The sequence below is a fragment of the Streptomyces sp. NRRL S-118 genome (assembly GCF_000716335.1).
GTDB lineage: Bacteria > Actinomycetota > Actinomycetes > Streptomycetales > Streptomycetaceae > Streptomyces.
Genome location: NZ_KL591005.1, coordinates 160,456 through 184,542 on the forward strand (window position 1 = coordinate 160,456; position 24,087 = coordinate 184,542).

At 72.2% G+C, this 24,087-nt stretch carries 22 protein-coding genes and 1 pseudogene; 11 read left to right on the plus strand and 12 right to left on the minus strand.

The genetic code is table 11. The annotated features are described in order from the left end of the window. Positions 1–68 precede the first annotated feature (68 nt). The gene (locus IH00_RS0112310) at positions 69–1,016 is read left to right on the plus strand and encodes a carbohydrate kinase family protein (RefSeq protein ID WP_052411342.1); all 948 of its coding nucleotides are present in this window, start codon (positions 69–71) and stop codon (positions 1,014–1,016) included. Here IH00_RS0112310 and IH00_RS45410 read toward each other — a convergent pair. From IH00_RS45410 to IH00_RS43995, 3 genes and pseudogenes are all read right to left on the minus strand, one after another. Further along, positions 997–1,293, minus strand: a pseudogene (locus IH00_RS45410) (IS982 family transposase); the annotation flags it as partial. The gene IH00_RS0112310 and the pseudogene IH00_RS45410 sit on opposite strands and share 20 nt — an antisense overlap. Before the next feature lie 116 nt (positions 1,294–1,409). Continuing rightward, positions 1,410–1,697 carry a GNAT family N-acetyltransferase gene (locus IH00_RS43990; protein WP_324615783.1) on the minus strand — a complete coding sequence of 96 codons (288 nt, stop codon included), beginning with the start codon at positions 1,695–1,697 and terminating at the stop codon, positions 1,410–1,412. A gap of 18 nt (positions 1,698–1,715) precedes the next feature. Continuing rightward, the gene (locus tag IH00_RS43995) at positions 1,716–1,883 is read right to left on the minus strand and encodes a hypothetical protein (protein ID WP_234334835.1); all 168 of its coding nucleotides are present in this window, start codon (positions 1,881–1,883) and stop codon (positions 1,716–1,718) included. A gap of 187 nt (positions 1,884–2,070) precedes the next feature. Between IH00_RS43995 and IH00_RS0112325 the strand changes: the two genes are divergently transcribed. Then, complete coding sequence (locus tag IH00_RS0112325; protein WP_031072672.1) at positions 2,071–2,682, plus strand: DUF1326 domain-containing protein; 612 nt, start codon at positions 2,071–2,073, stop codon at positions 2,680–2,682. A gap of 417 nt (positions 2,683–3,099) precedes the next feature. Here the strand turns inward: IH00_RS0112325 and uvrA are convergent, their stop codons facing one another. After that, on the minus strand, positions 3,100–6,135 hold the full coding sequence (uvrA, locus tag IH00_RS0112330; protein ID WP_031072674.1) for an excinuclease ABC subunit UvrA: 3,036 nt from the start codon (positions 6,133–6,135) through the stop codon (positions 3,100–3,102). Between the two features lie 194 nt (positions 6,136–6,329). Here uvrA and IH00_RS0112335 point away from each other — a divergent pair, with 194 nt between their 5' ends. The 3 genes from IH00_RS0112335 (at position 6,330) to IH00_RS0112345 (ending at position 9,088) form a co-directional block, all read left to right on the plus strand. Further along, complete coding sequence (locus IH00_RS0112335; RefSeq protein WP_031072676.1) at positions 6,330–7,013, plus strand: maleylpyruvate isomerase family mycothiol-dependent enzyme; 684 nt, start codon at positions 6,330–6,332, stop codon at positions 7,011–7,013. Positions 7,014–7,022: 9 nt separating this feature from the next. After that, entirely contained in the window at positions 7,023–7,679 is a 657-nt protein-coding gene (locus IH00_RS0112340) for an MBL fold metallo-hydrolase (RefSeq protein ID WP_031072677.1), read from the plus strand. A gap of 122 nt (positions 7,680–7,801) precedes the next feature. Next, positions 7,802–9,088 (plus strand): MFS transporter, encoded by a 1,287-nt coding sequence (locus IH00_RS0112345; protein ID WP_031072679.1) that lies wholly within the window; start codon positions 7,802–7,804, stop codon positions 9,086–9,088. Between the two features lie 92 nt (positions 9,089–9,180). Here IH00_RS0112345 and IH00_RS0112350 read toward each other — a convergent pair whose 3' ends face one another. The 5 genes from IH00_RS0112350 to IH00_RS0112370 all read right to left on the minus strand — a co-directional run bounded on the left by IH00_RS0112350 (position 9,181) and on the right by IH00_RS0112370 (position 16,458). Next, a complete protein-coding gene (locus IH00_RS0112350; RefSeq protein ID WP_031072681.1) occupies positions 9,181–10,179 on the minus strand; it encodes a TerC/Alx family metal homeostasis membrane protein in 999 nt (332 codons plus the stop codon). 244 nt (positions 10,180–10,423) lie between these two features. Next, entirely contained in the window at positions 10,424–12,403 is a 1,980-nt protein-coding gene (locus IH00_RS0112355) for a TerD family protein (protein ID WP_031072683.1), read from the minus strand. A gap of 148 nt (positions 12,404–12,551) precedes the next feature. Further along, positions 12,552–13,130 carry a TerD family protein gene (locus IH00_RS0112360; RefSeq protein ID WP_031072685.1) on the minus strand — a complete coding sequence of 193 codons (579 nt, stop codon included), beginning with the start codon at positions 13,128–13,130 and terminating at the stop codon, positions 12,552–12,554. A gap of 178 nt (positions 13,131–13,308) precedes the next feature. Next, a complete protein-coding gene (uvrB, locus tag IH00_RS0112365) occupies positions 13,309–15,471 on the minus strand; it encodes an excinuclease ABC subunit UvrB (protein WP_031072687.1) in 2,163 nt (720 codons plus the stop codon). Positions 15,472–15,585: 114 nt separating this feature from the next. After that, positions 15,586–16,458 carry an MHYT domain-containing protein gene (locus tag IH00_RS0112370; RefSeq protein ID WP_031072689.1) on the minus strand — a complete coding sequence of 291 codons (873 nt, stop codon included), beginning with the start codon at positions 16,456–16,458 and terminating at the stop codon, positions 15,586–15,588. A gap of 214 nt (positions 16,459–16,672) precedes the next feature. On the opposite strand from IH00_RS0112370, the gene IH00_RS0112375 reads away from it, so the two are divergent. The 4 genes from IH00_RS0112375 (at position 16,673) to IH00_RS0112390 (ending at position 20,581) form a co-directional block, all read left to right on the plus strand. Continuing rightward, a complete protein-coding gene (locus IH00_RS0112375; protein WP_031072690.1) occupies positions 16,673–17,227 on the plus strand; it encodes a methylated-DNA--[protein]-cysteine S-methyltransferase in 555 nt (184 codons plus the stop codon). A gap of 69 nt (positions 17,228–17,296) precedes the next feature. Next, positions 17,297–18,571 carry an MFS transporter gene (locus IH00_RS0112380; RefSeq protein ID WP_052411343.1) on the plus strand — a complete coding sequence of 425 codons (1,275 nt, stop codon included), beginning with the start codon at positions 17,297–17,299 and terminating at the stop codon, positions 18,569–18,571. A 193-nt stretch (positions 18,572–18,764) separates the two neighbouring features. Continuing rightward, on the plus strand, positions 18,765–19,691 hold the full coding sequence (locus IH00_RS0112385; protein WP_031072694.1) for a pseudouridine-5'-phosphate glycosidase: 927 nt from the start codon (positions 18,765–18,767) through the stop codon (positions 19,689–19,691). Beyond that, the gene (locus IH00_RS0112390) at positions 19,688–20,581 is read left to right on the plus strand and encodes a carbohydrate kinase family protein (protein WP_031072696.1); all 894 of its coding nucleotides are present in this window, start codon (positions 19,688–19,690) and stop codon (positions 20,579–20,581) included. Before IH00_RS0112385 ends, IH00_RS0112390 begins: the two co-directional genes overlap by 4 nt. Positions 20,582–20,656: 75 nt before the next feature. Here IH00_RS0112390 and IH00_RS0112395 read toward each other — a convergent pair whose 3' ends face one another. Next, a complete protein-coding gene (locus IH00_RS0112395) occupies positions 20,657–21,289 on the minus strand; it encodes a nucleoside/nucleotide kinase family protein (RefSeq protein WP_031072699.1) in 633 nt (210 codons plus the stop codon). Positions 21,290–21,503: 214 nt separating this feature from the next. On the opposite strand from IH00_RS0112395, the gene IH00_RS0112400 reads away from it, so the two are divergent. Both IH00_RS0112400 and IH00_RS0112405 read left to right on the plus strand, forming a co-directional pair. Beyond that, entirely contained in the window at positions 21,504–21,950 is a 447-nt protein-coding gene (locus IH00_RS0112400) for a hypothetical protein (RefSeq protein WP_031072701.1), read from the plus strand. A 1-nt stretch (position 21,951) separates the two neighbouring features. Beyond that, complete coding sequence (locus tag IH00_RS0112405) at positions 21,952–22,614, plus strand: DUF2293 domain-containing protein (RefSeq protein WP_031072704.1); 663 nt, start codon at positions 21,952–21,954, stop codon at positions 22,612–22,614. A 21-nt stretch (positions 22,615–22,635) separates the two neighbouring features. Here IH00_RS0112405 and IH00_RS0112410 read toward each other — a convergent pair whose 3' ends face one another. Together IH00_RS0112410 and IH00_RS0112415 are read right to left on the minus strand one after the other, a co-directional pair. Beyond that, entirely contained in the window at positions 22,636–23,400 is a 765-nt protein-coding gene (locus tag IH00_RS0112410; RefSeq protein WP_031072706.1) for a chaplin family protein, read from the minus strand. A 236-nt stretch (positions 23,401–23,636) separates the two neighbouring features. Further along, the gene (locus tag IH00_RS0112415) at positions 23,637–24,086 is read right to left on the minus strand and encodes a hypothetical protein (protein WP_031072708.1); all 450 of its coding nucleotides are present in this window, start codon (positions 24,084–24,086) and stop codon (positions 23,637–23,639) included. Position 24,087: the final 1 nt, after the last annotated feature.

A 24,087-nucleotide genomic window follows, 5' to 3' on the forward strand; every position in this document is an offset into this window, starting at 1 on the left:
CCGCGTAGAACGGAGGGCCTTCCACGGGGTCTGTCCTGGCCGGAGCGGGATGGGTTACGTTCGGCCCCGTGATCGTCGTCGCCGGAGAATCGCTGATCGACCTGGTCCCGGAGCCGTCCGCCGCCGAGGGGGCCGGCCCCCTGCCGGCGCTGGTGCCACGACGCGGCGGCGGCCCGTACAACACCGCTGTGGCGCTGGGGCGGCTCGGCGCGGAGACGGTGTTCTGCTCACGGATCTCGACCGACGCGTTCGGCGAGGCCCTGCTGGACGGGCTGCGGTCGGCGGGCGTCGCGACGGATCTCGTCCAGCGCGGCCCCGAGCCGACGACGCTGGCCGTCGCCACGGTCGCGGCGGACGGCTCCGCCCGGTACGGCTTCTACGCGCAGGGCACCGCCGACCGGCTCTTCGAGCTCCCGGAGCGGCTGCCCGAGCCTGTGCGGGCGATCTCCTTCGGGACCTGCTCGCTGGCGCTGGAGCCGGGCGCGAGCGCGTACGAGGCGCTGCTGCGGCGCGAGGCCGGGCGCGGGGTGCCGACGGTGCTGGACCCGAACGTCCGGCCCGGTCTCATCCCGGACGCCGACGCCTACCGGGCCCGGTTCACGGGCTGGCTGCCGTACGTGTCGCTGCTGAAGCTCTCCGAGGAGGACGCCGCGTGGCTGGGCGGCTCGCCCGAGGAGTGGCTCGCGCAGGGACCGGCGGCGGTGGTCATGACGCGCGGCGCGGGGGGTCTGTCGGTGTGGACGCGTGACGTGTCCCTCTCCGTACCGGCGGTCCCGGTGGAGGTCGCCGACACCATCGGCGCGGGCGACACGGTGACCGCGGCGCTGCTGCACGGTCTGGCGGGCCGGGACACCGGCAGCCTGGACGCGCCGGCCTGGCGCGACCTGCTGTCCTTCGCCGCCCGCGCCGCCGCGCTGACCTGCTCCCGCCCGGGCGCGGAGCCGCCGTACGCGTCCGAGCTGACGGCACCCGCCTGGATGATCGATTCCAAGGGGTTCAGTGGTCGTAGGCGGTGAGCGCGCGCATGGTCGGCCGGCCAGCGCGGTCGTCGTTCCGGACGGCGGCGGTGAACGCGAGGATGCGTTGCAGGACTCGGACTGCTGCCCCGTCGGCGGTTCGGCCTCGGTGTCGTTCGGGGCCGAGCTGGCCCTCGAAGGTCTCGTTGACCGACTCGATGACCTGCCGCAGTGGTTCGAAGAGCGGTGATCCAGCCCGTTGGGGCTCGCCCTTGCGGGCCGGCCGCAGGAGGCGGATGCCCAGGTCGGCGAGTCGTTGTTCGAACTCGCGGCCCCAAGCAGTTCGTGTCTCCCATCAGATCGACGGACTTGCGCAGCCGCTTGTTGCAGTCGGGCTACCGGGGAGGCGCTCCGCGCCTCTGATCTGCGGCATGAAGCCCACGGTCGGTGTGCTCAGTCGGGCGCAACGGGCTGTTCGAGAAGCTCGTCCGGGACGTCGAAGCCGCAGCGCCGGTACAGCGACGCACTGCGCTCGGACGGCCACACGATCAACGTATCCAGGCCGTGAGTGCGCGCATCGCGGGTGACCACGTCGAGCAGGGCCTTGCCCAGGCCGCGGTTGCGCTGTTCCGGGGTGACGTAGAAGTTCGTCACGTAACCGAGGGCGTCGGAGCCAGGGTAGGGACTCGGGACCTTCTCCACGAGACACACGAACACGTGACCACACGGCTGGCCGCCCACTTCAGCGAGCCAGACACGCTACGGCCCCGCCATCCGGGAACGTAGCCACCGCTCGCACTCGGCGGTGAACCCCTCTTCGTCCTGCGGGACTTCGTCTCCGCCGTCCTCCACCTTGAACCGCCAGCGCATGGCTGCCAACGCAGGCGCGTCGTTGAACTCGGCCCGACGGATGACGACGTCACTCATGGGCCACACTCTCGCAGGCCGATCCGCCGGAACGAAACCGTTTACGAGCGTCCGGAGACCCCCTGGAATCGATCATCCAGGGACGTCCTGAGGGTCGGCCCGGTGCGCCGTGCCGGCCCTTGTCCGTCCGCCGCCCGCGGGATGACGATGGTCGGGGGGATCCGCTCACGCGAGTGAGGAGAAGCGGATGACGTGGAGCCTGAAGGGGCAGCTGTACGAATCATGCAGCTGCAATATGTTCTGCCCCTGCTGGTTCGGGGTGCAGGACCTGATGATCATGGACCAGGGATGGTGTTCCGGCCTGCTGGGCTTCCGCGTCCACGAGGGCAGCTCGGACGGCCTGTCACTGAACGACCGTGAGATCGTCCTCGCGGTCCACTGGCCGGGGCCGACGCTGTTCGACGCCGACGGCACCGCGCGGCTGTCCCTGGACGACGGCGTGGACGACGACCAGCACGCCGAGCTGGAGTCGATCTTCCAGGGCAGGAAGGGCGGGCCGATGGCAGTCATCGATTCCCTCGTCTCCGCCTGGCTGCCCACACAGCGGGCACGCATCGAGGTGACCGAGGACGGCGACACCGTGTCGCTCGCCGTGGAGGGCGCGGGCGACGTCCGCTCGACGCTTCTGCGTGACCCGGGAGGAACCAGCTTCACTCTGCGGGGCGGTGGCTTCATCACCGGCCTGGGCCTGGAGGAGGCGGAGCTCGCCCCGAGCGGATCCCGCTGGGCCGACGCGGAGATGCCCCACGGCTTCGAAACCAAGTCCGGCGCGCGGGGCCACTTCGCCTGGGCCGGGTGACGTGAACCCCACCGGTGGACCGGGGCACGCGCACCCCGCCCGCTGACCCGGACCCCACGGGCGGCCCGGGAGACATGCGCCCTCGCCGGGCGACTCCGGCCCTCCGCGCCCGGCGGTGGCCTCATGCGCGGAGGCCCCCGGGTCCGAAGTCCGACGGGAGGCCTCCAGCGGCCGAGGGCCCCGCGGGAGGGCACCCGTAAGCGGCCGAGGGCCCCGCCGGAGGGCACCCGTACCGGGACCGGCACGCGACCGGAGCCCTTCATCCGCCGGAGGCCTTCCTCGGCCTCACGGCCCGGCGCCGGAGGCCTACGGGCCGGAGCCTGCCTCGAAGGACGCAGCCGACGCGACGCGACCCGACCCGGCGGCTCGACCCTGCCCGGGTCGAGCCGCCGGGTCGGGGCGCCCGGATCCTCCGTGTCAGGCCTTGCGGGCGCGGGCCGCCGTCTTCTTCGCCGTGGCGGTCTTGGCCGTGGACGTCTTGGCCGCGGCCGCCTTCGCCGTCGTCGTCCTGACCGTGGCCGTCTTGCGCGCCACGCCGTCCGCCGCCGCGGTCTTCTTGGCCGCGCGCTTGCGCGCCGCCGGAACCGTCGGCGTCGCGTCGCTGATCCGCTCGGCGTCGAGGATGTCGCGCAGGAACTTGCCGGTGTGGCTGGCCGGGACGGCCGCGACCTGCTCCGGAGTTCCCTCGGCGACGACGAGACCACCGCCGCTGCCGCCCTCGGGCCCCATGTCGACAACCCAGTCGGCCGTCTTGATCACATCGAGGTTGTGCTCGATGACGATCACCGAGTTGCCCTTGTCGACGAGGTTGGACAGCACCTTGATCAGCTTCGAGATGTCCTCGAAGTGCAGACCCGTCGTGGGCTCGTCCAGCACGTACACGGTCCGGCCCGTGGACCGCTTCTGCAGCTCGGAGGCGAGCTTCACGCGCTGCGCCTCTCCGCCGGAGAGTGTCGGCGCCGACTGGCCCAGCCGGACGTAGCCGAGGCCGACCTCGGTGAGGGTCCGCAGATGGCGCGCGATCGTCGGGACGGCCTCGAAGAAGCCCAGGGCCTCCTCGATCGGCATGTCCAGCACCTCGGCGATGGACTTGCCCTTGTAGTGGACCTCCAGGGTCTCCCGGTTGTAGCGCGCCCCGTGGCAGACCTCGCAGGGGACGTACACGTCCGGGAGGAAGTTCATCTCGATCTTGATCGTGCCGTCGCCCGAGCAGTTCTCGCAGCGGCCGCCCTTGACGTTGAAGGAGAAGCGTCCCGGCAGGTAGCCGCGGACCTTCGCCTCCATCGTCTCGGCGAACAGCTTGCGCACGTGGTCGAAGACGCCGGTGTACGTCGCCGGGTTGGACCGCGGGGTGCGGCCGATGGGCGACTGGTCGACGTGCACGACCTTGTCGACCAGGTCGTCGCCGTCCACGCGCGTGTGGCGCCCCGGAACGGACCTGGCGCCGTTCAGCTCGCGTGCCAGGTGCGTGTACAGGATGTCGTTGACCAGGGTCGACTTGCCGGAGCCGGACACACCGGTGACCGCCGTGAGGACGCCGAGCGGGAAGGAGACGTCGATGTCCCGCAGGTTGTTCTCCCGGGCGCCGTGCACCGTCAGCCGCCGGGACGGGTCCACCGGCCGCCGCACCTCCGGCGTCGGGATGGACCGCTTCCCGGACAGGTACTGCCCGGTCATCGACTCCTTGTTGCTGAGCAGCTGCTTCAACGGGCCGGAGTGGACGACCTTGCCGCCGTGCTCACCGGCGCCCGGACCGATGTCCACGACCCAGTCGGCGACCTTGATGGTGTCCTCGTCGTGCTCGACGACGATGAGCGTGTTGCCCATGTCGCGCAGCCGTACCAGCGTCTCGATGAGCCGGTGGTTGTCGCGCTGGTGGAGGCCGATGGACGGCTCGTCCAGGACGTACAGCACGCCCACCAGGCCGGAGCCGATCTGGGTGGCGAGGCGGATGCGCTGGGCCTCGCCGCCGGAGAGGGTGCCGGCGGCGCGGTTCAGCGAGAGGTAGTCCAGGCCCACGTCGACCAGGAAGCGCAGCCGCTCGTTGACCTCCTTCAGCACCCGCTCGGCGATCTTCTTGTCCCGGGCGTTCAGCGTGAGCCGGCCGAGGAACTCGGCGCACTCGCTGATGGACATCGCCGAGACCTCGGCGATGGACTTGTCCATGATCGTGACGGCGAGCACGATCGGCTTGAGGCGGGTGCCCTCACAGGTGGGGCAGGGCACCTCGCGCATGTACCCCTCGAAGCGCTCACGGCTGGAGTCGCTCTCGGCCTCGCTGTGCCGCCGCTTGACGAAGGAAACGGCCCCCTCGAAGGCCGGTGTGGTGTACGCCCGCTCCCTGCCGTACCGGTTGCGGTAGCGGACCTCCACCTGGGTCCGGTGGCCGTACAGCAGCGCCTTCTTGGCACGGGCCGGCAGCCCGGCCCAGGGGATGTCGGTGCGGAAGCCGAGGGCCTGCGCCAGCCCGCCGATCAGCCGGCCGAAGTACTCCTTGGTGTGGCCGTGCGACCACGGGTGGATGGCCCCCTCGTCGAGGGAGCGCTCCTCGTCCGGGACGATGAGCTCGGGGTCGACCTCCATGCGCGTACCGATGCCGGTGCAGTCGGGGCAGGCGCCGAACGGCGAGTTGAAGGAGAAGGAGCGGGGCTCCAGCTCCTCGAAGGACAGGTCGTCGTACGGGCAGTACAGGTGCTCCGAGTACATCCGCTCGCGCTCGGGGTCGTCCTCGGGGAGGTCGACGAAGTCGAGCACGACCATGCCGCCGGACAGCCCCAGCGCGGTCTCGACGGAGTCGGTGAGCCGGCGCTTGGCGCTGTCCTTCACCGTCAGGCGGTCGACGACCACCTCGATGGTGTGCTTCTCCTGCTTCTTCAGGGCCGGCGGCTCGGCGAGGTGGATGGTCTGCCCGTCCACCCGGGCCCGGCTGTAGCCCTTGGTCTGGAGGTCGGCGAAGAGGTCGACGAACTCGCCCTTGCGCTCGCGCACCAGTGGCGAGAGCACCTGGAAACGGCTGCCCTCGGGCAGCTCCAGCACCTTGTCGACGATGGCCTGCGGCGACTGGCGCGAGATGGGGCGGCGGCACTCGGGGCAGTGCGGCTTGCCGATGCGCGCGAAGAGCAGGCGCAGGTAGTCGTACACCTCGGTGATGGTGCCGACGGTGGAGCGGGGGTTGCGCGAGGTCGACTTCTGGTCGATCGAGACGGCCGGCGAGAGGCCCTCGATGAAGTCGACGTCCGGCTTGTCCATCTGGCCGAGGAACTGCCGGGCGTACGAGGAGAGCGACTCGACATAGCGGCGCTGCCCCTCGGCGAAGATCGTGTCGAACGCGAGGGACGACTTGCCCGACCCCGAGAGCCCGGTGAAGACGATGAGGGAGTCGCGCGGGAGGTCGAGCGAGACGTTCTTCAGGTTGTGCTCTCGCGCGCCACGGACGATGAGACGGTCGGCCACGCCGGTCCGCACCTTTCTTGAGAGAAGCGGGGGCACAGCCCCCGTCCCAGACTCTTCAAGCCTACGGGGGGCCGCCAAATGGATGGATGCCTGCATTCAAGGATGCCTCCACCGAGCGTATAGCACGCGCATTCGATTTACGGCCGCGCTCTGCCACCTTCACCCGATCGTGTGGCGCCGCTAGGGTCAGCAGCATGATCGACCACGCGCATGACCTGGCCTCCGTACGCGAGGCGACCGACCGGCTCCTCAGTGCAGCCGCCTCTCTCGACAACGCGGCCGTCGCCGAGCCGTCACGGCTGCCGGGCTGGACCCGCGGGCACGTCCTCGCCCACCTGGCACGCAATGCCGACGCCCTCGTGAACGTCCTCAAGGGCCGTCCCATGTACCTCAGCGGCGAGGCGCGCGACGCCGACATCGAGCGCGACGCCCCGCGCCCGCTCGCCGCCCAGCTCGACGACGTACGCGACAGTGCGGCCCGCTTCCAGGCCGCGAGCGAGGTTCCGGCCGACTGGAGCCGCACGGTCGAGCTCCGCAACGGCGTGACCGACCGGGCCGCCCGGATCCCCTTCCGCCGCCTCGTCGAGGTGGAGCTGCACCATGTCGACCTCGGCATCGGCTACGAGCTCGAAGACCTGCCGAAGGAGTTCACGGAGCGCGAGATCGCGTTCCTCGCCGACCGCTTCTCCGGCAACCCGGCCGTCCCGCCGACCCTGCTGCTGACGGCCGGCCAGGAATGGCGCACGGGCGGATCCGGCGGCGGCGAGGTGACCGTCTCCGGACCGGCGGCGGACCTGCTGGGCTGGCTCGCGGGCCGCCGGGACGGGGCCGCCCTCGATGTCTCGGGTCCCGCTCTCCCGGCGCTTCCCCCGCTATAGGCTGGTGCCATGACGTACAGCGGAGTGGTCAAGGTCGGCGGGCCCGCCGATGTGCACGAGCTGGCGGACCTGATCATCTCCAAGGTCGCCGTCGGGCCGATGGACAACAACGCCTACCTGCTCCGCTGCCGCACCACAGGGGAACAGCTGCTGATCGACGCGGCGAACGAGCCGCGAACCCTGCTGCGGCTGATCGGTGACGACGGCATCGCCTCCGTCGTCACCACCCACCGCCACCCCGATCACTGGCAGGCGCTCGGCGAGGTGGTGGCGGCCACCGGCGCCCGTACCCACGCCGGGCGGTACGACGCCGAGGGCATCCCCGTCCCGACGGACGTACCCGTCGAGGACGGGGACACGATCCGGGTGGGCCGGGTGGAGCTGACGGCCCGCCGGATGGTGGGGCACACCCCCGGCTCGATCGTCCTGGTCTACGACGACCCGCACGGTCACCCGCACGTCTTCACCGGCGACTGCCTCTTCCCGGGCGGCGTCGGCAACACGCGCAAGGACCCCGACGCCTTCGCCAGCCTGATCCGGGACGTCGAGACGAAGCTGTTCGACGCGCTGCCCGACGAAGCCTGGGTCTACCCGGGGCACGGCAAGGACACCACGCTGGGTGACGAGCGCCCGCATCTGCCGGAGTGGCGCGAACGCGGCTGGTGAGCGCACGCGCCACATCGGTGTGCTTCCGTGCGCTCCCGTAACCCCCGCGCACGCCGGGTAGTTGGCGCGGCATGCGCCCACGTCATAATCCTTCCGCACCGCCCTCGGGGCGGTCACCGTCCATGAGACGGCTCGCCGCGGCCTCGCTCGCCGGGACCGCTGTCGAGTTCTACGACTTCTTCGTCTACGGGACGGCCGCCGCGCTGGTCCTGGGTCCTCTGTTCTTTCCCACCTTCTCGCCCGTCGCCGGCACTCTGGCGGCGTTCGGCACCTTTGCGATCGGTTTTCTTTCACGCCCGCTCGGGTCTGTTGTTTTCGGACACATCGGTGATCGGTACGGGCGACGTCCGGTCATGTTCGCCTCCCTCCTGCTGACGGGCGCCGCGACGGTCGCGGTCGGCTGCGTGCCGTCGTACGCGACGCTGGGCGTGGCCGCCCCCGTCCTCCTGCTCGTGCTGCGGTTCCTGCAGGGCCTCGGGCTCGGCGGCGAGTGGGGCGGAGCGGTGCTGCTGACGGCCGAGCACGCGCCGGCGCACCGGCGGGCGCTGTGGTCCAGCTTTCCCCAGGTCGGGCCCGCGGTCGGGTTCCTGCTCGCGAACGGGGTGATGCTGGCACTGTCGACCGTGCTGAGCGACGCCCAGTTCCGGGAGTGGGGGTGGCGCGTTCCGTTCTGGGCGGCCGGGCTGCTGGCCGCCGGCGGTCTGCTGCTGCGCAGCTCGCTGGAGGAGACTCCGCAGTTCCGTGACCTGGCGGAGACCGGCACGCGGGCGAACGCCCCGTTGGTGGAGGTGGCCCGCGACCACTGGAGGCTGGTGCTGCTGACGGCCGGCGCACTGGCCGTCGGGTACGCGATCTTCTACGCGGTGTCCACCTGGGCGCTGGCGTACGGCACGGAGCAGCTCGGCGTGAGCCGTACGGTGATGCTCGTCTGCATCATGGCGGCGGTGGCCGTCAAGGGTGTGGCGACGCCGTTCGCGGCCATGTTGGGCGACCGCTACGGGCGGCGGCCGCTGTGTCTCGCGGGGTGCGCGGCCGCGGCACTGTGGATGTTCCCGATGGTGGCGTTGCTGCACACGGCGCAGCCGCTGCTGATGTTCCTCGGGTTCACGGGCGCGCTGCTCGCGTTCATCACCATGTTCGCGGTGGTCGCGGCGTACCTTCCGGAGCTGTACGAGCCGAGGGTGCGGTGCACCGGCGCGGCCGTCGGTTACAACCTGGCGGGGGTGCTGGGCGGTGCGCTGACGCCGATCGTGGCGACGGCGGCCACGGCGGGCGGTACGGGGGCGCCCTGGGGTGTGGCGACGTATCTGACAGCCATCGCGCTGCTCAGTCTCGCCTGTTTCGCCCTGCTCCCGGAGACCCTGCCCAAGCCGGTGGCCGAACCGGTCAAGGAGTCGGCGGCCGTGTGAGACGGGCCGTGGCCGCGGACGGACGCCGGCCGGCGCGGGTCGCCATGCGAGCCCGCACCGGCCGGGTGCCGCCCTCCGGACGGCGGGGGCCGTCAGGCCCCGATGCTGTCCTTCGAGGTCTTCCCTGCGGCCTCGGCCGCCTCGCGCTCGGCCTGCTTCCTCGACGCGATCAGGCTGGTGATCGTCGTGACGATCAGCACGGCGCAGATGAACCCCAGGGAGAACGGGATCGAGATCTCCGGGACGTGCACCCCCGACTCGTGCAGGGCGTGCAGCACCAGCTTCACACCGATGAAGCCGAGGATCACCGACAGGCCGTAGCTGAGGTGGACCAGCTTCTTCAGCAGACCGCCGATGAGGAAGTACAGCTGTCGCAGACCCATCAGCGCGAAGGCATTGGCCGTGAAGACGATGTACGGGTCCTGCGTGAGGCCGAAGATCGCGGGGATGGAGTCCAGGGCGAACAGGACGTCCGTGGTGCCGATCGCGAGCATGACCACCATCAGCGGGGTCATGACGCGCTTGCCGTTGACGCGGATGAACAGCTTGGTGCCGTGGTAGCGGTCGGCGACGCCGAAGCGGTTCTCGATGGACTTCAGGAGGCGGTTCTCCTCGAACTCCTCCTCCGGCTCGTCGGCCCGTGCCTCCTGGATGAGCTTCCAGGCGGTGTAGATCAGGAACGCGCCGAACAGGTAGAAGACCCACGCGAAGTTGGCGATGATCGCGGCACCGGCGGCGATGAAGATGGCGCGCAGGACCAGGGCGATCAGCACACCGATGAGCAGCACCCGCTGCTGCAGGTGGGTCGGCACCGCGAACTTCGCCATGATCAGGACGAAGACGAAGAGGTTGTCGACGCTGAGCGACTTCTCGGTGATGAAGCCGGCGAAGAACTCGCCGGACGCCTGGCTCTCGCCGAAGGCCAGCAGGCCCAGGCCGAACAGGGCGGCGAGAACGATCCAGACGACCGTCCAGATTCCGGCTTCCTTGACCGACACGTCATGGGGCTTGCGCCCGATGAAGAAGTCGACCGCGATCAGGGCGGACAGACCAAGAATGGTCGCCACCCACAGGGTCATCGAAACGTCCACTGCGCCTCCGGCGTCGTACGGCTACTGATCAGCGTCGTCGCTGCCGGAGGTCTCTTCCACCCGGGGCCACCCGGTCGTTCTCACCGGGCACCGCGCGGGCCGGCGCCCCGGGACCGGTCTCTGTCCGACCGTCCGTACTGACGGGCACGCCGCAGGTGGGAGTACTCCCCTCCGCGCAAAGAACAGTACCGCAAAGACCAAAGAAAGGTAAAGGGGACGGTAAAGACAACACCAAATGGGCAGGTCAGCGGCGCCAGTTGGTGCGCGCTGCCACGATCTGGGACAGCACGTGCCGCAGGATGTCGCTGCCCTCCGGGACACGGGGCGGCTCGTACGTCCAGGCGTGTCCGACCCAGGGATCGGCGAGGTGGTCGTCGGGGACGGGCGTGACCCGCAGCAGCGCCCGCCACAGCGGGTCGAGCACCGGGCCGTAGGCGCCGGCGTCCTCCCGGTCCGCGATCATCAGCAGGTGCACCCCCACGGCCGGGCCTTCGTCGGCGAGGTAGCGCAGCTGGTTGACGGTGCGGTCGTCGAAGCCGTGCGGGAAGTCGTTGACGATCAGCAGCTGCTCCGACTGGTCGAGGCCGGGCGGCAGCGCGTCCGCCGCACCGCCGCGCACCGCCATCTGCACCAGGTCGACACGCTCCGTGAGCCGGCCGAGAACCGCGGCGACTCCCCCGGCGCCGGTCGCCACGGGCCCCGCCAGGACGCCGGTGTCGGTCAGCGGCGCCAGCGAGGCGGCCGCCGTACCCGCCGGGTCGACGGCGTGGACCGTGTACTCGCCGACCGGATGGACCGCGACGAGCCGCGCGGCCAGGGACACGGCCGTGTCCATGGCGAGCCGGCGGAGTTCGGCGTCGTCCGTCCCGGCCGCCGCCTGTGAGCCGGAACGCCCGCTGTCCACCCACAGGCCGCGCTGCAGCGGCAGCCGCATCAGCATGGGGATGCGCAGCTCGGGGCTCTCCGGCAGCCGGAGGTCACCCAGGCGCAGGGCCATCGGAGCCTCCGTGGGGACGCGGTAGGCGTGCCAGGCGGGGTTGTCCCAGCCCGCGAAGGCCGGCGGCAGGGCCGGCTCCACGACCTGCGACTCGGCGGTGAGCTGCGCCAGGTCGCGGTCGAGTGCCTCGCGCGCCCGGGCCGTCAGCTCCTCGAACTTGGCCCGGGCCGCGGCGCGGGCCTCGTCACCCGCCGTGCCGATGCGGCTGCGCGGGTCGGACAGGACGCGGTCGAGCTCCTGGTCCATCCGCGACTCCGCGAAGTCCACGGCGCTGCGGTAGGCGGCGGTGGTGCGCGCCAGGTCCTCGAACATGCCCCACACCTGGTTGTACAGGCGCTCGTCCATGGTCCAGCCGCTCGCGTCACCGGCCACCGGCGCGGCCGGCCGGCCGGGCGGGGCGGCCGGCGGCGGGGACGGCGGGGCGGCGGGCCTGCGACGCGGGTGCGTGTAGTCGACCGGTCCGCCGGACACCGCCGGCTGCGGGGGCGCGTCCGACGGCACCTGTTCCGGACGCTGCACGGGCCCGGTGGACGGCAGCGAGGGGCCCGGGACGGGAGGGGTGGGGGGCGCGGTGGCGTCCGCCGGTGCGCCGACGCCGGACGCGGCCAGCGGCGCACCACGGCGTACCCGGTCGCCTTCGGCGGTCCGGGGCGGGGGCGCGGCGACGGCGCGGTTCATGCCGTGCGCGACGGCTTCGTGGATGGTTCCGGCGAGCTCGGCGGCCTGGCTCAGGCCCTGGTCGGCGAGCATGGCGGTGAGCCCGCCCGCGTACCCCTGCCCGACGGCACGGACCTTCCAGGCCCCCTGGCGGCGGTAGAGCTCCAGAGCCGCGACGGCGGACTCGCTGTCGAGGCCGGTGATGGTGTACTGCGCGACACCGGTGCCGTCGAGACCGGTGACCGCGACGAAGGGGGCAGGGAGGGCGCCGAAGCGGTCGGGGCCGCCGACGCCCACGGGGAGGGCGAGGAGCAGCGTGACCCGGTGCACGGCGGCCGGCAGGGCGTCCAGGTCGACGGCCAGCCGGTGCTCGGCGGCGGCCTGCCGGGAGACCTCCAGCCCGGGCAGCGCGGGCGCGCCGGGGTGGGCGACCCACTCGACGCCGTGGACCCTTCCGTCCTGGTCGCCGAGCGTGGCACCGGCCATGACCGGTTCGCCGGCCGACACCCGGATCTCGAGTCGGGTGTGGGGCAGGAGGTGGTTCTGCCCCCGGACCAGCTCGGCCGTCATCGCCTGTTTCCCCCTCGTGCTGCGGCAGCTGGACGCTGCGGCAGCTCCCGGGGCCGTGCCTCCGGGAGCTGCGGTCGGATACGGTGCCCGGCCCGTGGGTACGTCCCCGGACGGGCCCAGCGGACGCCCGCGGTTGCGGCCGGGCGGATTACAGGTGCGGCAGGATCGCCGGCATCAGGTCCTGGAAGGTCCTGCCGTTGGCCGGGTTGCCCAGGGCCGTCATCTGCCAGCCGGAGCCGGCCCGGTGCACCTTCGCCATGATCTGCGCGGTGTACTGGCCGCCGCCGTCGAGCGTGTAGCGGGCGAGCTCCTGGCCGTTCGTCTCGTCCACGATGCGGCAGAAGGCGTTCTGCACTTCCTGGAACGTCTGGCCGGTGAAGGAGTTCACCGTGAAGACGATCTGGTCGATGTGCACGGGGACCCGCTGCAGGTCGACGAGGATCGCCTCGTCGTCGCCGCCCTGGCCGGCGCCGCCCACCAGGTTGTCGCCGGTGTGGCGCACGGAGCCGTCGTCGCTGACCAGATGACGGAAGAAGACCACGTCGATCGGCTGCTTGTCGGCGAAGAGCACCGCCGAGGCGTCCAGGTCGATCTCGCGGGTGCGCGAACCGAACAGGCCGCGACGCGGTGCCGCCTGCCAGCCCAGCCCCATCCGCACGGCGGTCAGGGTCCCCCCGTCGCTCTTCTGCAGGCTGATGGCCTGACCCTTGGTCATGTTGACCGTCACGCGCTGTCCCCTCTCGTTGCGTTCCCCCGCGACCGTCTTCGAGTGCGGTTGCCAGCACCCTACGCAGGGGTGCCGGGACGGCAGCAGGCGCGTCCCGGTTTTGTGGCGGTGTTGCAACACACCCGGTCCCCGCGGATCCCTGCCGTCACAGGGTGCGCGGAAACCGGGTGTCGCGGCGTCAGGCGATGCCCGCCTCCTTCATCTGCCGCAGCTCCTTCTTCAGCTCGCTCACCTCGTCGCGCAGCCTCGCCGCCACCTCGAACTGCAGCTCGGCCGCGGCGGCCCGCATCCGCTCGGTCATCTCCTCGATGATCCCGGCCAGTTCGGCCGCGGGCCGGTCGCTGACGAGGGCGCCCTTGGCGGCCGCCTTCCCCGCCTTGCCGCCCTTGGCGTCCGCCTTGCCCGCGCCCTGTGCCGCCCTGCCGCCGAGCGACGGCACGGGGGCCTTGCCGGCCTTGCCGTCCTTCGACTTGCGGTAGCCGGTGCCGAGCAGCTGCTCGGTGTCGACCTCCTCGCGCGCGATGGTCGCGACGATGTCGTTGATCTTCTTGCGCAGCGGCTGCGGGTCGATGCCGTGGGCCGTGTTGTACGCGATCTGCTTCTCCCGGCGGCGGTTGGTCTCGTCGATCGCCTGGGCCATCGCCGGGGTGACGGTGTCCGCGTACATGTGGACCTGGCCGGAGACGTTGCGCGCGGCGCGGCCGATGGTCTGGATCAGCGAGGTGCCGGAGCGCAGGAAGCCCTGCTTGTCGGCGTCCAGGATGGCGACGAGGGACACCTCCGGCAGGTCCAGGCCCTCACGGAGCAGGTTGATGCCGACCAGGACGTCGTATTCACCGGCACGCAGTTCGCGCAGCAGCTCCACCCGGCGCAGGGTGTCGACGTCGCTGTGCAGGTACCGCACCTGGATGCCCAGTTCGAGGAAGTACTCGGTGAGGTCCTCGGCCATCTTCTTGGTGAGGGTCGTGACCAGGACGCGCTCGTCCCGCTCGGTGCGCACCCGGATCTCGTGCACCAGGTCGTCGATCTGCCCCTCGGTGGGCTTGACGACGACCTCGGGGTCGACCAGCCCGGTGGGGCGGATGATCTGCTCCACGAAGCCGTCGGAACGGGACAGCTCGTACGTGCCCGGGGTGGCCGACAGGTAGACGGTCTGGCCGATCCGCTCCTGGAACTCCTCCCACTTCAGCGGGCGGTTGTCGAGCGCGGACGGCAGCCGGAACCCGTGGTCGACCAGGGTGCGCTTGCGGGAGGCGTCGCCCTCGTACATCGCGCCGATCTGGGGGACGGTGACGTGGGACTCGTCGATGACGAGGAGGAAGTCCTCGGGGAAGTAGTCCAGAAGCGTGTTGGGCGGGGAGCCGGGCTCGCGGTCGTCGAAGTGCATCGAGTAGTTCTCGATGCCGGAGCAGGAGCCGATCTGGCGCATCATCTCGATGTCGTAGGTGGTGCGCATCCGCAGCCGCTGGGCCTCCAGCAGCTTGCCCTGCTTCTCCAGCTCCGCGAGTCGCTCCTCCAGCTCGCGCTCGATGCCGTTGACCGCCTTCTCCATGCGCTCCGGGCCCGCCACGTAGTGGCTGGCCGGGAAGACGTAGAGCTCGCGGTCGTCACTGATGACCTCGCCGGTGAGCGGGTGGAGCGTGGACAGCGCCTCGATCTCGTCGCCGAACATCTCGATGCGGACGGCGAGCTCCTCGTAGACCGGGAAGATCTCGATGGTGTCGCCGCGCACCCGGAACGTCCCCCGGCTGAAGGCCAGGTCGTTGCGGGTGTACTGGATGTCGACGAAGCGGCGCAGCAGTTCGTCGCGGTCGATCTCCTCGCCGACCTTGAGCCGCACCATCCGGTCGACGTACTCCTGCGGCGTGCCGAGGCCGTAGATGCAGGAGACGGACGCCACCACGATGACGTCCCGCCGGGTCAGCAGCGAATTGGTCGCGGAGTGGCGCAGCCGCTCGACCTCCTCGTTGATGGAGGAGTCCTTCTCGATGTAGGTGTCCGACTGGGGGACGTACGCCTCGGGCTGGTAGTAGTCGTAGTAGGAGACGAAGTACTCGACGGCGTTGTTCGGCAGCAGCTCGCGGAATTCATTGGCCAGCTGCGCGGCCAGCGTCTTGTTCGGCGCCATGACCAGGGTGGGGCGCTGAAGCTTCTCGATCATCCAGGCGGTGGTCGCCGACTTGCCGGTGCCGGTCGCACCGAGCAGGACGACGTCCTTCTCGCCCGCGCGGATGCGCCGGGCGAGGTCGGCGATCGCCGTCGGCTGGTCGCCGCTGGGCTGGTAGGGGCTGACGACCTCGAAGGGCGCCACCGTACGTTCGATCTGGGAAACGGGCCGCATGCAACCACCGTACGACCCCCCACTGACAGTCGGGGGCCGATCGGGGCCCCCGCCCCTGCGACCTGCGGTGACGCGGCTCGGCGCCCGGTCCGGGATCGCGCTCGGACCGGGGCGTCAGCGGGGGCCGGAGCGCTCGTGGCGGCGGGCCGGGGCCGCGGACCGGTCGGCGGGCTCCCCGTAGGCGGGGCTCCGGTTCCCGGCCGGGGCCTCCCGGCCCTGGGCGCGGCCCGGCGCAAAACGCCGTCGGTCGCGCTCCTGCGTCCCCGGCAGCGGGTCGAACGTCACCATGGCACCCGCGACGAGCAGGAAGACCGCGGGACCGATCAGCATGGGCCCGATGAGGGAGGTGGCGGTGTCCCCGCCGCCCGCGGCCGCAGCCTCGCCGTGCAGGTGGACGCTGACCGCGGCCATGCCCGTGTAGTGCATGCCGGTGACCGCGACACCCATGATCAGCCCGGCGCCCAGGCTGGGCATCAGCCCATGGACCGAGACGGCGGCCCAGAGCGCCGACGTGGCGGCCACCACCGCGATGACGACGGAGAGGGCGACGGTCGACGTGTCGTACTCGAGCCGGCCCGGGAGCCGCATGCCGGCCATCCCGAGGTAGTGCATGGTGGCGATGCCCAGTCCGGTGATGGTGCCACCGGTGACCAGCGCCATCGCGGTGGCTCCGCGGTGGCCCACGATCAGGAGGCCTATGCCGGCCATGGCGACGGCGACGGGCAGACCGGCGAAGGTCGTGGCCGCGTCGTAGCCGACCGGTGACTCCTCGATGCTGAAGCCCATCATCGCGATGAAGTGCATGGTCCAGATGCCGGAACCGATGGAGGCGGCGCCGAGGGCGAGCCAGCCGATCCGTGGCCGGCCGCCGGTGCGGAGCGATCTCGTGGTGCAGCGCAGGCCGAGCGCGCCGCCGAGGCACGCCATCAGAAAGGCGGCCACGGGTGTGACCAGGCCGTAGCTGAATCCGTCGACTGTGCCCTGCATACCCGTAAGCCCTTCGCCCCTGGTGCCCCGCCGCCTGCCCCGAGCCGTCGTACGTGGTGCGGTCGTGCTGGTGGTGCCATGTGTACCCGCTGGTAGGGGGGTGAGGCTACGGCCCGCGGCTCTCCGAACGAACATTCACGGGACGATCGGTTCCCGGAACCCCCGGAACCGGCGCTAGCCGGCGTTGTCGGTGGCCGGTCGTACCGTGGTCGACATGGGCAGCAACGGGGAGAGCAGCGGGCAGGTCGTGGAGTGGGCCGTCGTCGGGAGCGACATCGGTCCGCTGCTGCTCGCCGCCACGGGTGAAGGACTGGTCAGCGTGGTGTTCCACGCCGGTGAGGAGGTGCGCGACCGGGCGCTGGGCCGGCTGGCGGCGCAGCTCGGCGCGCGGCTCGTGGAGGACGCGTCCGGACGGCTCGCCGAGCCGGTCCGGGCCCTGGAGGCGTACTTCGCGGGCGGCCTGCGGGAATTCCGCCTGGCGCTGGACTGGTCGCTGACGGCCGGCTTCAACCGGCAGGTGCTGCGCGAGCTGGCGTCCGGGGTGCCGTACGGGACCGTCGTCGGGTACGGGGAGCTGGCGAAGCGCGTCGGGCAGCCGGGGGCGGCGCAGGCGGTCGGTGCGGCGATGGGGTCGAATCCGCTCCCGGTGGTGGTGCCGTGCCACCGGGTGGTGGAGAGCGGCGGAGGGCTCGGCGGGTTCGGCGGCGGGCTGGAGACGAAGCGTCGGCTGCTGGCGCTGGAGGGTGTGTTGCCACAGCCACTGTTCTGAGATCTGTTCCGAGCGTGTAAGGGGTGACACACTGCCGCAGTGACTACGCACTCCGACCTGCCCGGCGCTGTGCCGCCCGGCCCGTCGTCCGCTCCGGACCCGGTGGCGGTGGTCGCGCTGCCCTCCGTGAGACGGCGGATCACGGCCGTCCTCATCGCCAGCCAGATCCTCGGCGGGCTGGGGGTGGCGATCGGCATCGCCCTCGCCTCCGTACTGGCGCAGGAGGTGAGCGGGACGGAAGCGCTCTCCGGGCTCGCGCCGACGTCCATGGTGGCCGGGACGGCGCTGCTGTCCATGCCGCTGGCCGCCCTGATGACCGCGCGAGGACGACGGCCCGGACTGGTCCTGGCGTATGTGATCGGCGCGGCCGGTGCGGGTGTGGTGGTGCTCGCCGCGGTCGCCGGGAGCTTCCCGCTGCTGCTCGTGGGCATGGCGGCCTTCGGTGCCGGGTCGTCGGCGAACCTCCAGGCCCGGTTCGCGGCCGCGGACCTGGCCGAGCCGGCGCACCGGGGCCGCGCCATCTCCACGGTCGTGTGGGCGACGACGATCGGGGCCGTGCTGGGGCCGAACATCGCCGCGCCCGCGGGACGCAGTGTCACGGGGATGGGCGTCCCCGCGGCGGCGGGGCCGTTTTTGTGGGCGGCGGGTGTCTTCCTGGTGTCCGCGGTGATGGTCGCCGTCCTGCTGCGGCCGGACCCTCTCCTCACCGCGCGTGCCCTGGCTGCAGGCACCGGGGAGGACGCGGAGGGGAAGCGCGGCCGCTCCCTGAGGGCGGGCATCCGGGCGGTCCGGGAGTCGCCGCGGGCCCGGCTCGCGCTGGTGACCGTGACGGCGTCGCACACCACGATGGTGTCGATCATGTCGATGACCCCGGTGGCGCTCAGCCACCACGGCGCCGGCATCCAGCTGATCGGCCTGGTCATCAGCGGTCACATCGCGGGGATGTACGCGTTCTCGCCCGTGATGGGCTGGCTGTCGGACAAGCTCGGCCGGCTGTCGGTCATCGGCCTGGCCGTCGGGCTGCTGTCCTGCGCGGCGCTCCTGGCCGGCACGGCCGGCGGGAGCCACGGCCGTACGGCTGCCGGGCTCTTCCTGCTGGGCCTGGGCTGGTCGGCGGGCCTGGTGTCCGGCTCCGCGCTGCTGACGGACTCCGTGCCGCAGGCCGCGCGGGCGGCCGTGCAGGGCCTGTCCGACCTGACGATGAACACCGCGGCCGGGGTCGGCGGGGCGGCGGCCGGCCTGATCGTCGCCGGGGCCGGTTACGGCTGGCTGAACGCGGTGGGGGCGTGCCTGCTCCTGCCGCTCGCGGTGCTGGCGCTCCGGTCGCTTTCGAAGGACCGCTGAGTCACGGAGCCCTTCGCCGCACCCGGTAGGAGGGCCCGGACGTCGCGTACGGGCTCCGCGTGCGGGCACGTGTACGGACCCCGCGGCCCTGGTCGAGCGCCGGTCACCGCTGAACGGCCGGCTGCCGGGGGCCGCCGGACCGCGAGCGACGACCGAGGTTTGCGGGACCCGTCACCGCGCCAGGGATGGGGACATGCCAGAGACCACAGTGGTGTTGTCCGAAGAGGTACGGGAGGCGACGGCCGCGCACCGCCCCGTCGTCGCCCTCGAATCGACGATCATCGCCCACGGGCTGCCCCGCCCGCGCAACCTGGCCGTGGCGGAGGAGCTGGAGGCGCTCGTCCGGGACGGTGGCGCCGTCCCGGCCACGATCGCCGTCCTGGACGGCGTGGCGCACATCGGCCTGGACAAGGAGCAGTTGGAGCGGGTCGCGGGCGATCCGGGGGTGCGGAAGCTCGGGCACCGCGATCTGGCGCCCGCTCTGGCGGTGGGGGCGAGCGGCGCGACGACCGTCTCCGCGACCGCGTTCCTGGCCGCGCGGGCGGGCATCCGGGTCTTCGCGACCGGCGGCCTCGGCGGCGTCCACCGGGAATGGGCACAGACCCAGGACGAGTCGGCGGACCTGCGGCTGCTGGCGACGACGCGGATCACGGTGGTGTGCGCGGGGGTCAAGTCCATCCTGGACGTACCGGCGACGCTGCAGCGGCTGGAGACGCTGGGCGTGGGCGTCCTCGGGTACGGCACGGAGCATTTCCCCGGCTTCTATCTGGCCTCATCCGGAGAGCGGGTCGACTGGACGGTGCGCTCCCCCGAGGAGGTGGCGGCCGTGATACGGGCCCAGGACACCCTGGGCGGACCGGGAGCGGCCCTGATCGTCGCCAACCCGGTGCCCGAGGCGGAGCAGCTGGACCCGGAACTGCACGACAGGGTGCTGGCGGAGGCGCTGGACGCCTGCCGGGAGCGGGGCATCGCGGGGCAGGCGGTGACGCCGTTCCTGCTGGAGTACATGATGCGGCACACCGACGGGGCGTCCCTGGAGGCCAACCTGGCGGCGGTGCGCGGCAATGTGCGGCTGGCAGCGCGCATCGCGGCGGCGGCAGCGGCAGCGGCCGGGCGGTGAGCGGCGGACTGCTGGTCGTCGGGGACGTCGTCACCGACGTGGTGGCCCGCCACCGCGCGCCGCTGGCCCGGGCGACGGACACGGCGGCGGAGATCCGTACGCTGCCGGGCGGCGCGGGCGCGAACGCTGCCTGCTGGGCGGCGCGTTCGGGCTGCGCGGACGTGCGGCTCCTGGCGCGGGTGGGCACCGACCGGGCGTCCTGGCACGAGGAGCGGTTGGCGGCCGCCGGGGTGCGCCCGCTGCTGGTACGGGACGAGGAGGCGCCGACCGCGACGGTCGTGGCGCTGGTCGACGCGGCGGCTGAACGGACGTTCCTCACGGACGGCGGTGCGGCACTGCGGCTGGAACGTGGCGACTGGTCGCCACATCTGCTGGACGGCGTGTCACACCTCCATCTGTCCGGGTACCTCTTCTTCGCGGGACCCAGCCGGGAGGTTGCGTCCCAGGCCATGGCCACGGCACGGGAGCGGGGCGTGCCGGTGAGCGTGGACCCCGCGTCGGCGGGCTTCATCGAGGACTCCGGTGTGCCCGGGTTCCTGGCGGCGGTGGAGGGCGCCGACGTTCTGCTGCCCAATGCCGACGAGGCCGTGCTGCTGACGGGACTACCCGACCCGTCGGACGCGGCCGCCGAGCTGAGCCGCGGCTTTCCGCTGGTGGCGGTGACGCTCGGCGCGTCCGGCGCCCTGGTGGCGGCGTCGGGCCGCACCCTCGCACGCGTGTCGGCACCACGCGTGCGTGCGGTCGACTCGACCGGCGCGGGCGACGCGTTCACCGGCGCGTTCCTGGCCGCCCGGCTCTCCGGCGCGCCCCCGGACGCGGCGGCGTCGGCGGGCTGCCGCGCGGGCGCGGAAGCGGTGACGGTACTGGGCGGCAGGCCACCGGCCCGGTGAGCGTCGCGCCGGCTTCCGGCAGGGCAGATGGGCAGGCGGGCAGGCGGGCAGGCGGGACGTAGCGGCCGCGGCCGCCTAACGGATGCCGGTCCAGGCCGGGTGCCGAAGGTCGTCGGCGCGGACGAGGACGTCCGCGGTGTCCGCGGGGGCGACCTCGGCGTCGTAGCGTTCGAACGCCGGCAGCGTCCAGCGCTCGGCCGTACGCCGGGCCAGGGCGCCCCGTGTCAGGCCCACGTGCACGGTCAGGTCGAACGGGAACCAGTGGCCCAGCAGGAAGGGGCCGTGCAGCACCAGCACGCCGCCCGGCGCGAGCCGTGTGTACGGGCTGCGTGTCGCGCGGTCCGTGTCCGGGTCCCACAGGTCGGGGAGGATCCGCCCGCTGCCACCCGGCTCCAGCGGTGCGAAGACCTCGCGCCACAGGGCTCCGGTGTCGAACCAGCCGCTGTAGTAGGTGTCGGCGTCCTCCTTGCCGTACTCGTACCGCAGCGATGCCGGTCGCAGGAAGCCGCCCGTGCCGATGACCGCGACGGCCCGTCCGCGCAGCCGCAGCGCGTCACCGAGCAGCGCGGCCGGCTCCTCGGGCCGCGCGGCCGGCGGCCCGTCGACACCCACCTTCAGCCAGGGCCCACCGTCTCCTGGGCTCAGCCCGTCCACGTGCGCGGCGAGGGCGTCGGCCAGCCGTTCCCAGGTGATCGGTTCGAGTCTCACGTCCCCATGCTGCCGCAACACCTGTGGACCGGCGTCCCGGACGCCGGCGCGGCGCCGCCCCCGCACCGGAGCGGGCCCTCAACCATGGTCGTACCGACCGTGGTTGGCGGTTCACAGCACCATGTTTCCCGCTCGGTCTGCCGGTGGCGGCGTCCGCGTCATAGGGTTCTGGACAGCGGCGTGCGGGATCGGACCACGGAGGAGCAGGGAAGCGATGGAGACGGCGCTGATTGCTGTGATCGGCACACTGCTCGGCTCGGTGGTCACGCACTTCTTCCAGGGCCGGGCGGCGCAGCGCACCGCCGCGCTCACCCGCGCCGAGCAGCTGCGCCAGGAACGGATCGCGACGTACAGCGCGTTCGCCGACGCGGTCGTCGAGTACCGGCAGGCCCAGAACGCACGCTGGTACCGCAGGAACGGCTCGCACGCCGAGACCACGCGCCTGGAGTCGTACGATCGGCGCGCCGCCGCCCGGCAGGCCCTGGTGCGCGTGCGGTTGGTGTGTTCGGACCCGGCGACCGTCCAGCTGGCCGAGCAGGTTTTCGAGTTGACGCACTGCATGCACGAGGCGAGGGACGAGGCGGACCGGGAGCGCCGCTCCGATCAGGCCGTCGAGGCGCTGACCGCCTTCATCGAGGCAGCGGCGCCGAGCGTGCGCTGACGTGACCGTGTCGGCCCCGATCGTGGTGATCAAGCCGCTGAGACGCCGCCGCCACTGCGCGGAGTGCCGCGGCGGCCCGCTGGCCCGGATGGTCCTGGAGTTCAACGCTCCGCTCTGCCTGGACTGCGCCGACCTCGGGCACCTGGTCTACCTGCCCCGCGGTGACGCGGCGCTCACCCGCCGCGCCCGTGAGGCGAGTGAGCTGTGGGCGGTGGTCGTACGGCACAACCGGCGCCGTACGCGCTACGAACGCCAGGGCATCCTCGTGGAGGAGGACGCCCTGGCGCGGGCGGAGGCCGCGTGCCTCGCCGACGCGGAGGCGCGGGCACGCCGCCGGGCGAGGGACGCGGAGCGGCGCGTGGCCGAGGACGCACGGTTCACGGCCGCCCTGGCCGCCGAGATCCGGCGGCTGTTCCCCGGCTGTCCACCGGAGCGCGCGGCCGGCATCGCGGCGCACGCCGCGGCCCGCGGCAGCGGGCGTGTGGGGCGTACGGCGGCGGGCCGGGCCCTGGACGAGGGCGCGGTCACGGCGGCGGTGCGGGCGTCGGTACGGCACCTCGACACCGAGTACGACGCGCTGCTGATGCGCGGTGTCCCCCGCCGCCAGGCGCGTACCCGCGTGGCACCGGCCATGGAGGCGGTGCTGGGGTCCTGGCGGCGGTGAGACCGTGTTGCCGGGGCGGGTTCAGGCAGCGTCGCGGGCGGCCCGGCGGGAGCGGCGGTAGAGGACCGCGCCTCCGAGCATCAGGCTCAGGGCGGCGGGCAGGCCGACGGCCAGCAGGTCGCTGTCGGAGCCGGTTTCGGCCAGCGGAGTCGTGCTGGTCTCCAGACCCGGCCCGGGGCGGGGCACGGACACCTCCGGCCCGTCCGGCAGCGGCGCGGTGGGCTTGTCCGCCTTGGGCGGCGTGACGGGATTCTCGGGCTTCGAGGGCTTCGGCGGCGTGACGGGCGTCTTGCTGCCTCCGTTGCTGGAGGCGTTGCCGAAGACGGGGTTGAGGACACCGACGAAGTTGACCGAGTTGCCGCTGACGTTCACGGGGAGATCGACGGGCAGCTGGACGCCGTTGCCCGAGATGACGCCGGCCGAGCCCGCGGTGACGCCTTCGGCGGTCGCGCCGCCGCCGTTCCCGCTGCCGGCGCCGGTGCTGCCGGTGCCACTGCCGTTGTGCGGCGTGCCCGGCTTGTCCTTGTGCGCGGACTTGCCGCCGCCCTTGTTCGCACACGTGTTGCCGGCCGCGGGGTTGAGCAGCCCGACCACGTTGACGGTGTTTCCGCACACATTGACGGGGACGTTCACCGGCAGCTGTACGGCGTTGCCGGAGACCAGCCCCGGCGATTCGGCGGCTACACCGGCCGCCTCGGAGTCGGCGTACGCGTAACTCGCAGCGAGGGCGAGCGCGCCACCGGTGGCCACCAGGGTGGCCAGACCACTTCGGCGAGTGTGCCTCATGGCTTCCTGCCTTCCGGAGACTTTCACGGGCACCCGCCCGCACCGGAATTAACGCCTTACAACCAAGCCGGGTTATGACGCATCCGCCATTCACTCCATCGAGTGGCGACGTAATCGAACCCTCACAGGTCCTCTACGGGTCGTGCTCCGGGGTGCCCGCCCGGGGCGCCGTTGGGCCGGCCGGCCCAAGGCGCCGGAACGGGTGGCGGTGTGCTCCTGCCGGCGGTCCGGCGCGGTCACGACCTCTGGGACCACGGGGTCTTCATGGTGCCGACGAAACCGGACTGGATCACGGGGGCGTGATGCACTCCCCCGTCGATACGGTTGTACGTCGTGACGGTGGTCTGCCCGACGGAGGGAGTGGGAGCCAACTGGTCGAGGATCTCGCGCAGTTCGGCCGCAGCCTCCGGATCCGCCTGGAGGGTGCGGCGGATCCGGGCGCGCCACTCGACGCGGGCGTCGTCCCGGGCCTCCGCCGTCGTCCGCTCGTCCCCGGACTCCGCGGCGGTGAGCAGTTCCTCCCGTACCGTGTCGAGTTCCTCACCGACGGCCTCCGGGTCGGAACCGGCGCGGCGGGCGAAGAACGTGGCGATCCGTCCTCTGGCCTGCTCCCACGTCTCACCGACCATCAGCTGGACGAGCGCGGTCGCCCCCGTCGTCGCCAGTGCCACCAACTCCGGTTCCATC

Excerpts from the sequence above, each read along its gene's own strand:
- IH00_RS43995 (WP_234334835.1), bottom strand. The coding sequence starts at position 1,883 with ATGAGTGACGTCGTCATCCGTCGGGCCGAGTTCAACGACGCGCCTGCG.
- IH00_RS0112385 (WP_031072694.1), top strand. The coding sequence starts at position 18,765 with ATGCCAGAGACCACAGTGGTGTTGTCCGAAGAGGTACGGGAGGCGACG.
- IH00_RS0112375 (WP_031072690.1), top strand. The coding sequence starts at position 16,673 with ATGGGCAGCAACGGGGAGAGCAGCGGGCAGGTCGTGGAGTGGGCCGTC.
- IH00_RS0112335 (WP_031072676.1), top strand. The coding sequence starts at position 6,330 with ATGATCGACCACGCGCATGACCTGGCCTCCGTACGCGAGGCGACCGAC.
- IH00_RS0112370 (WP_031072689.1), bottom strand. The coding sequence starts at position 16,458 with ATGCAGGGCACAGTCGACGGATTCAGCTACGGCCTGGTCACACCCGTG.
- IH00_RS0112415 (WP_031072708.1), bottom strand. The coding sequence starts at position 24,086 with ATGGAACCGGAGTTGGTGGCACTGGCGACGACGGGGGCGACCGCGCTC.
- IH00_RS0112340 (WP_031072677.1), top strand. The coding sequence starts at position 7,023 with ATGACGTACAGCGGAGTGGTCAAGGTCGGCGGGCCCGCCGATGTGCAC.
- IH00_RS0112400 (WP_031072701.1), top strand. The coding sequence starts at position 21,504 with ATGGAGACGGCGCTGATTGCTGTGATCGGCACACTGCTCGGCTCGGTG.
- IH00_RS0112325 (WP_031072672.1), top strand. The coding sequence starts at position 2,071 with ATGACGTGGAGCCTGAAGGGGCAGCTGTACGAATCATGCAGCTGCAAT.
- IH00_RS0112355 (WP_031072683.1), bottom strand. The coding sequence starts at position 12,403 with ATGACGGCCGAGCTGGTCCGGGGGCAGAACCACCTCCTGCCCCACACC.
- IH00_RS0112345 (WP_031072679.1), top strand. The coding sequence starts at position 7,802 with ATGAGACGGCTCGCCGCGGCCTCGCTCGCCGGGACCGCTGTCGAGTTC.
- uvrB (WP_031072687.1), bottom strand. The coding sequence starts at position 15,471 with ATGCGGCCCGTTTCCCAGATCGAACGTACGGTGGCGCCCTTCGAGGTC.
- IH00_RS0112410 (WP_031072706.1), bottom strand. The coding sequence starts at position 23,400 with ATGAGGCACACTCGCCGAAGTGGTCTGGCCACCCTGGTGGCCACCGGT.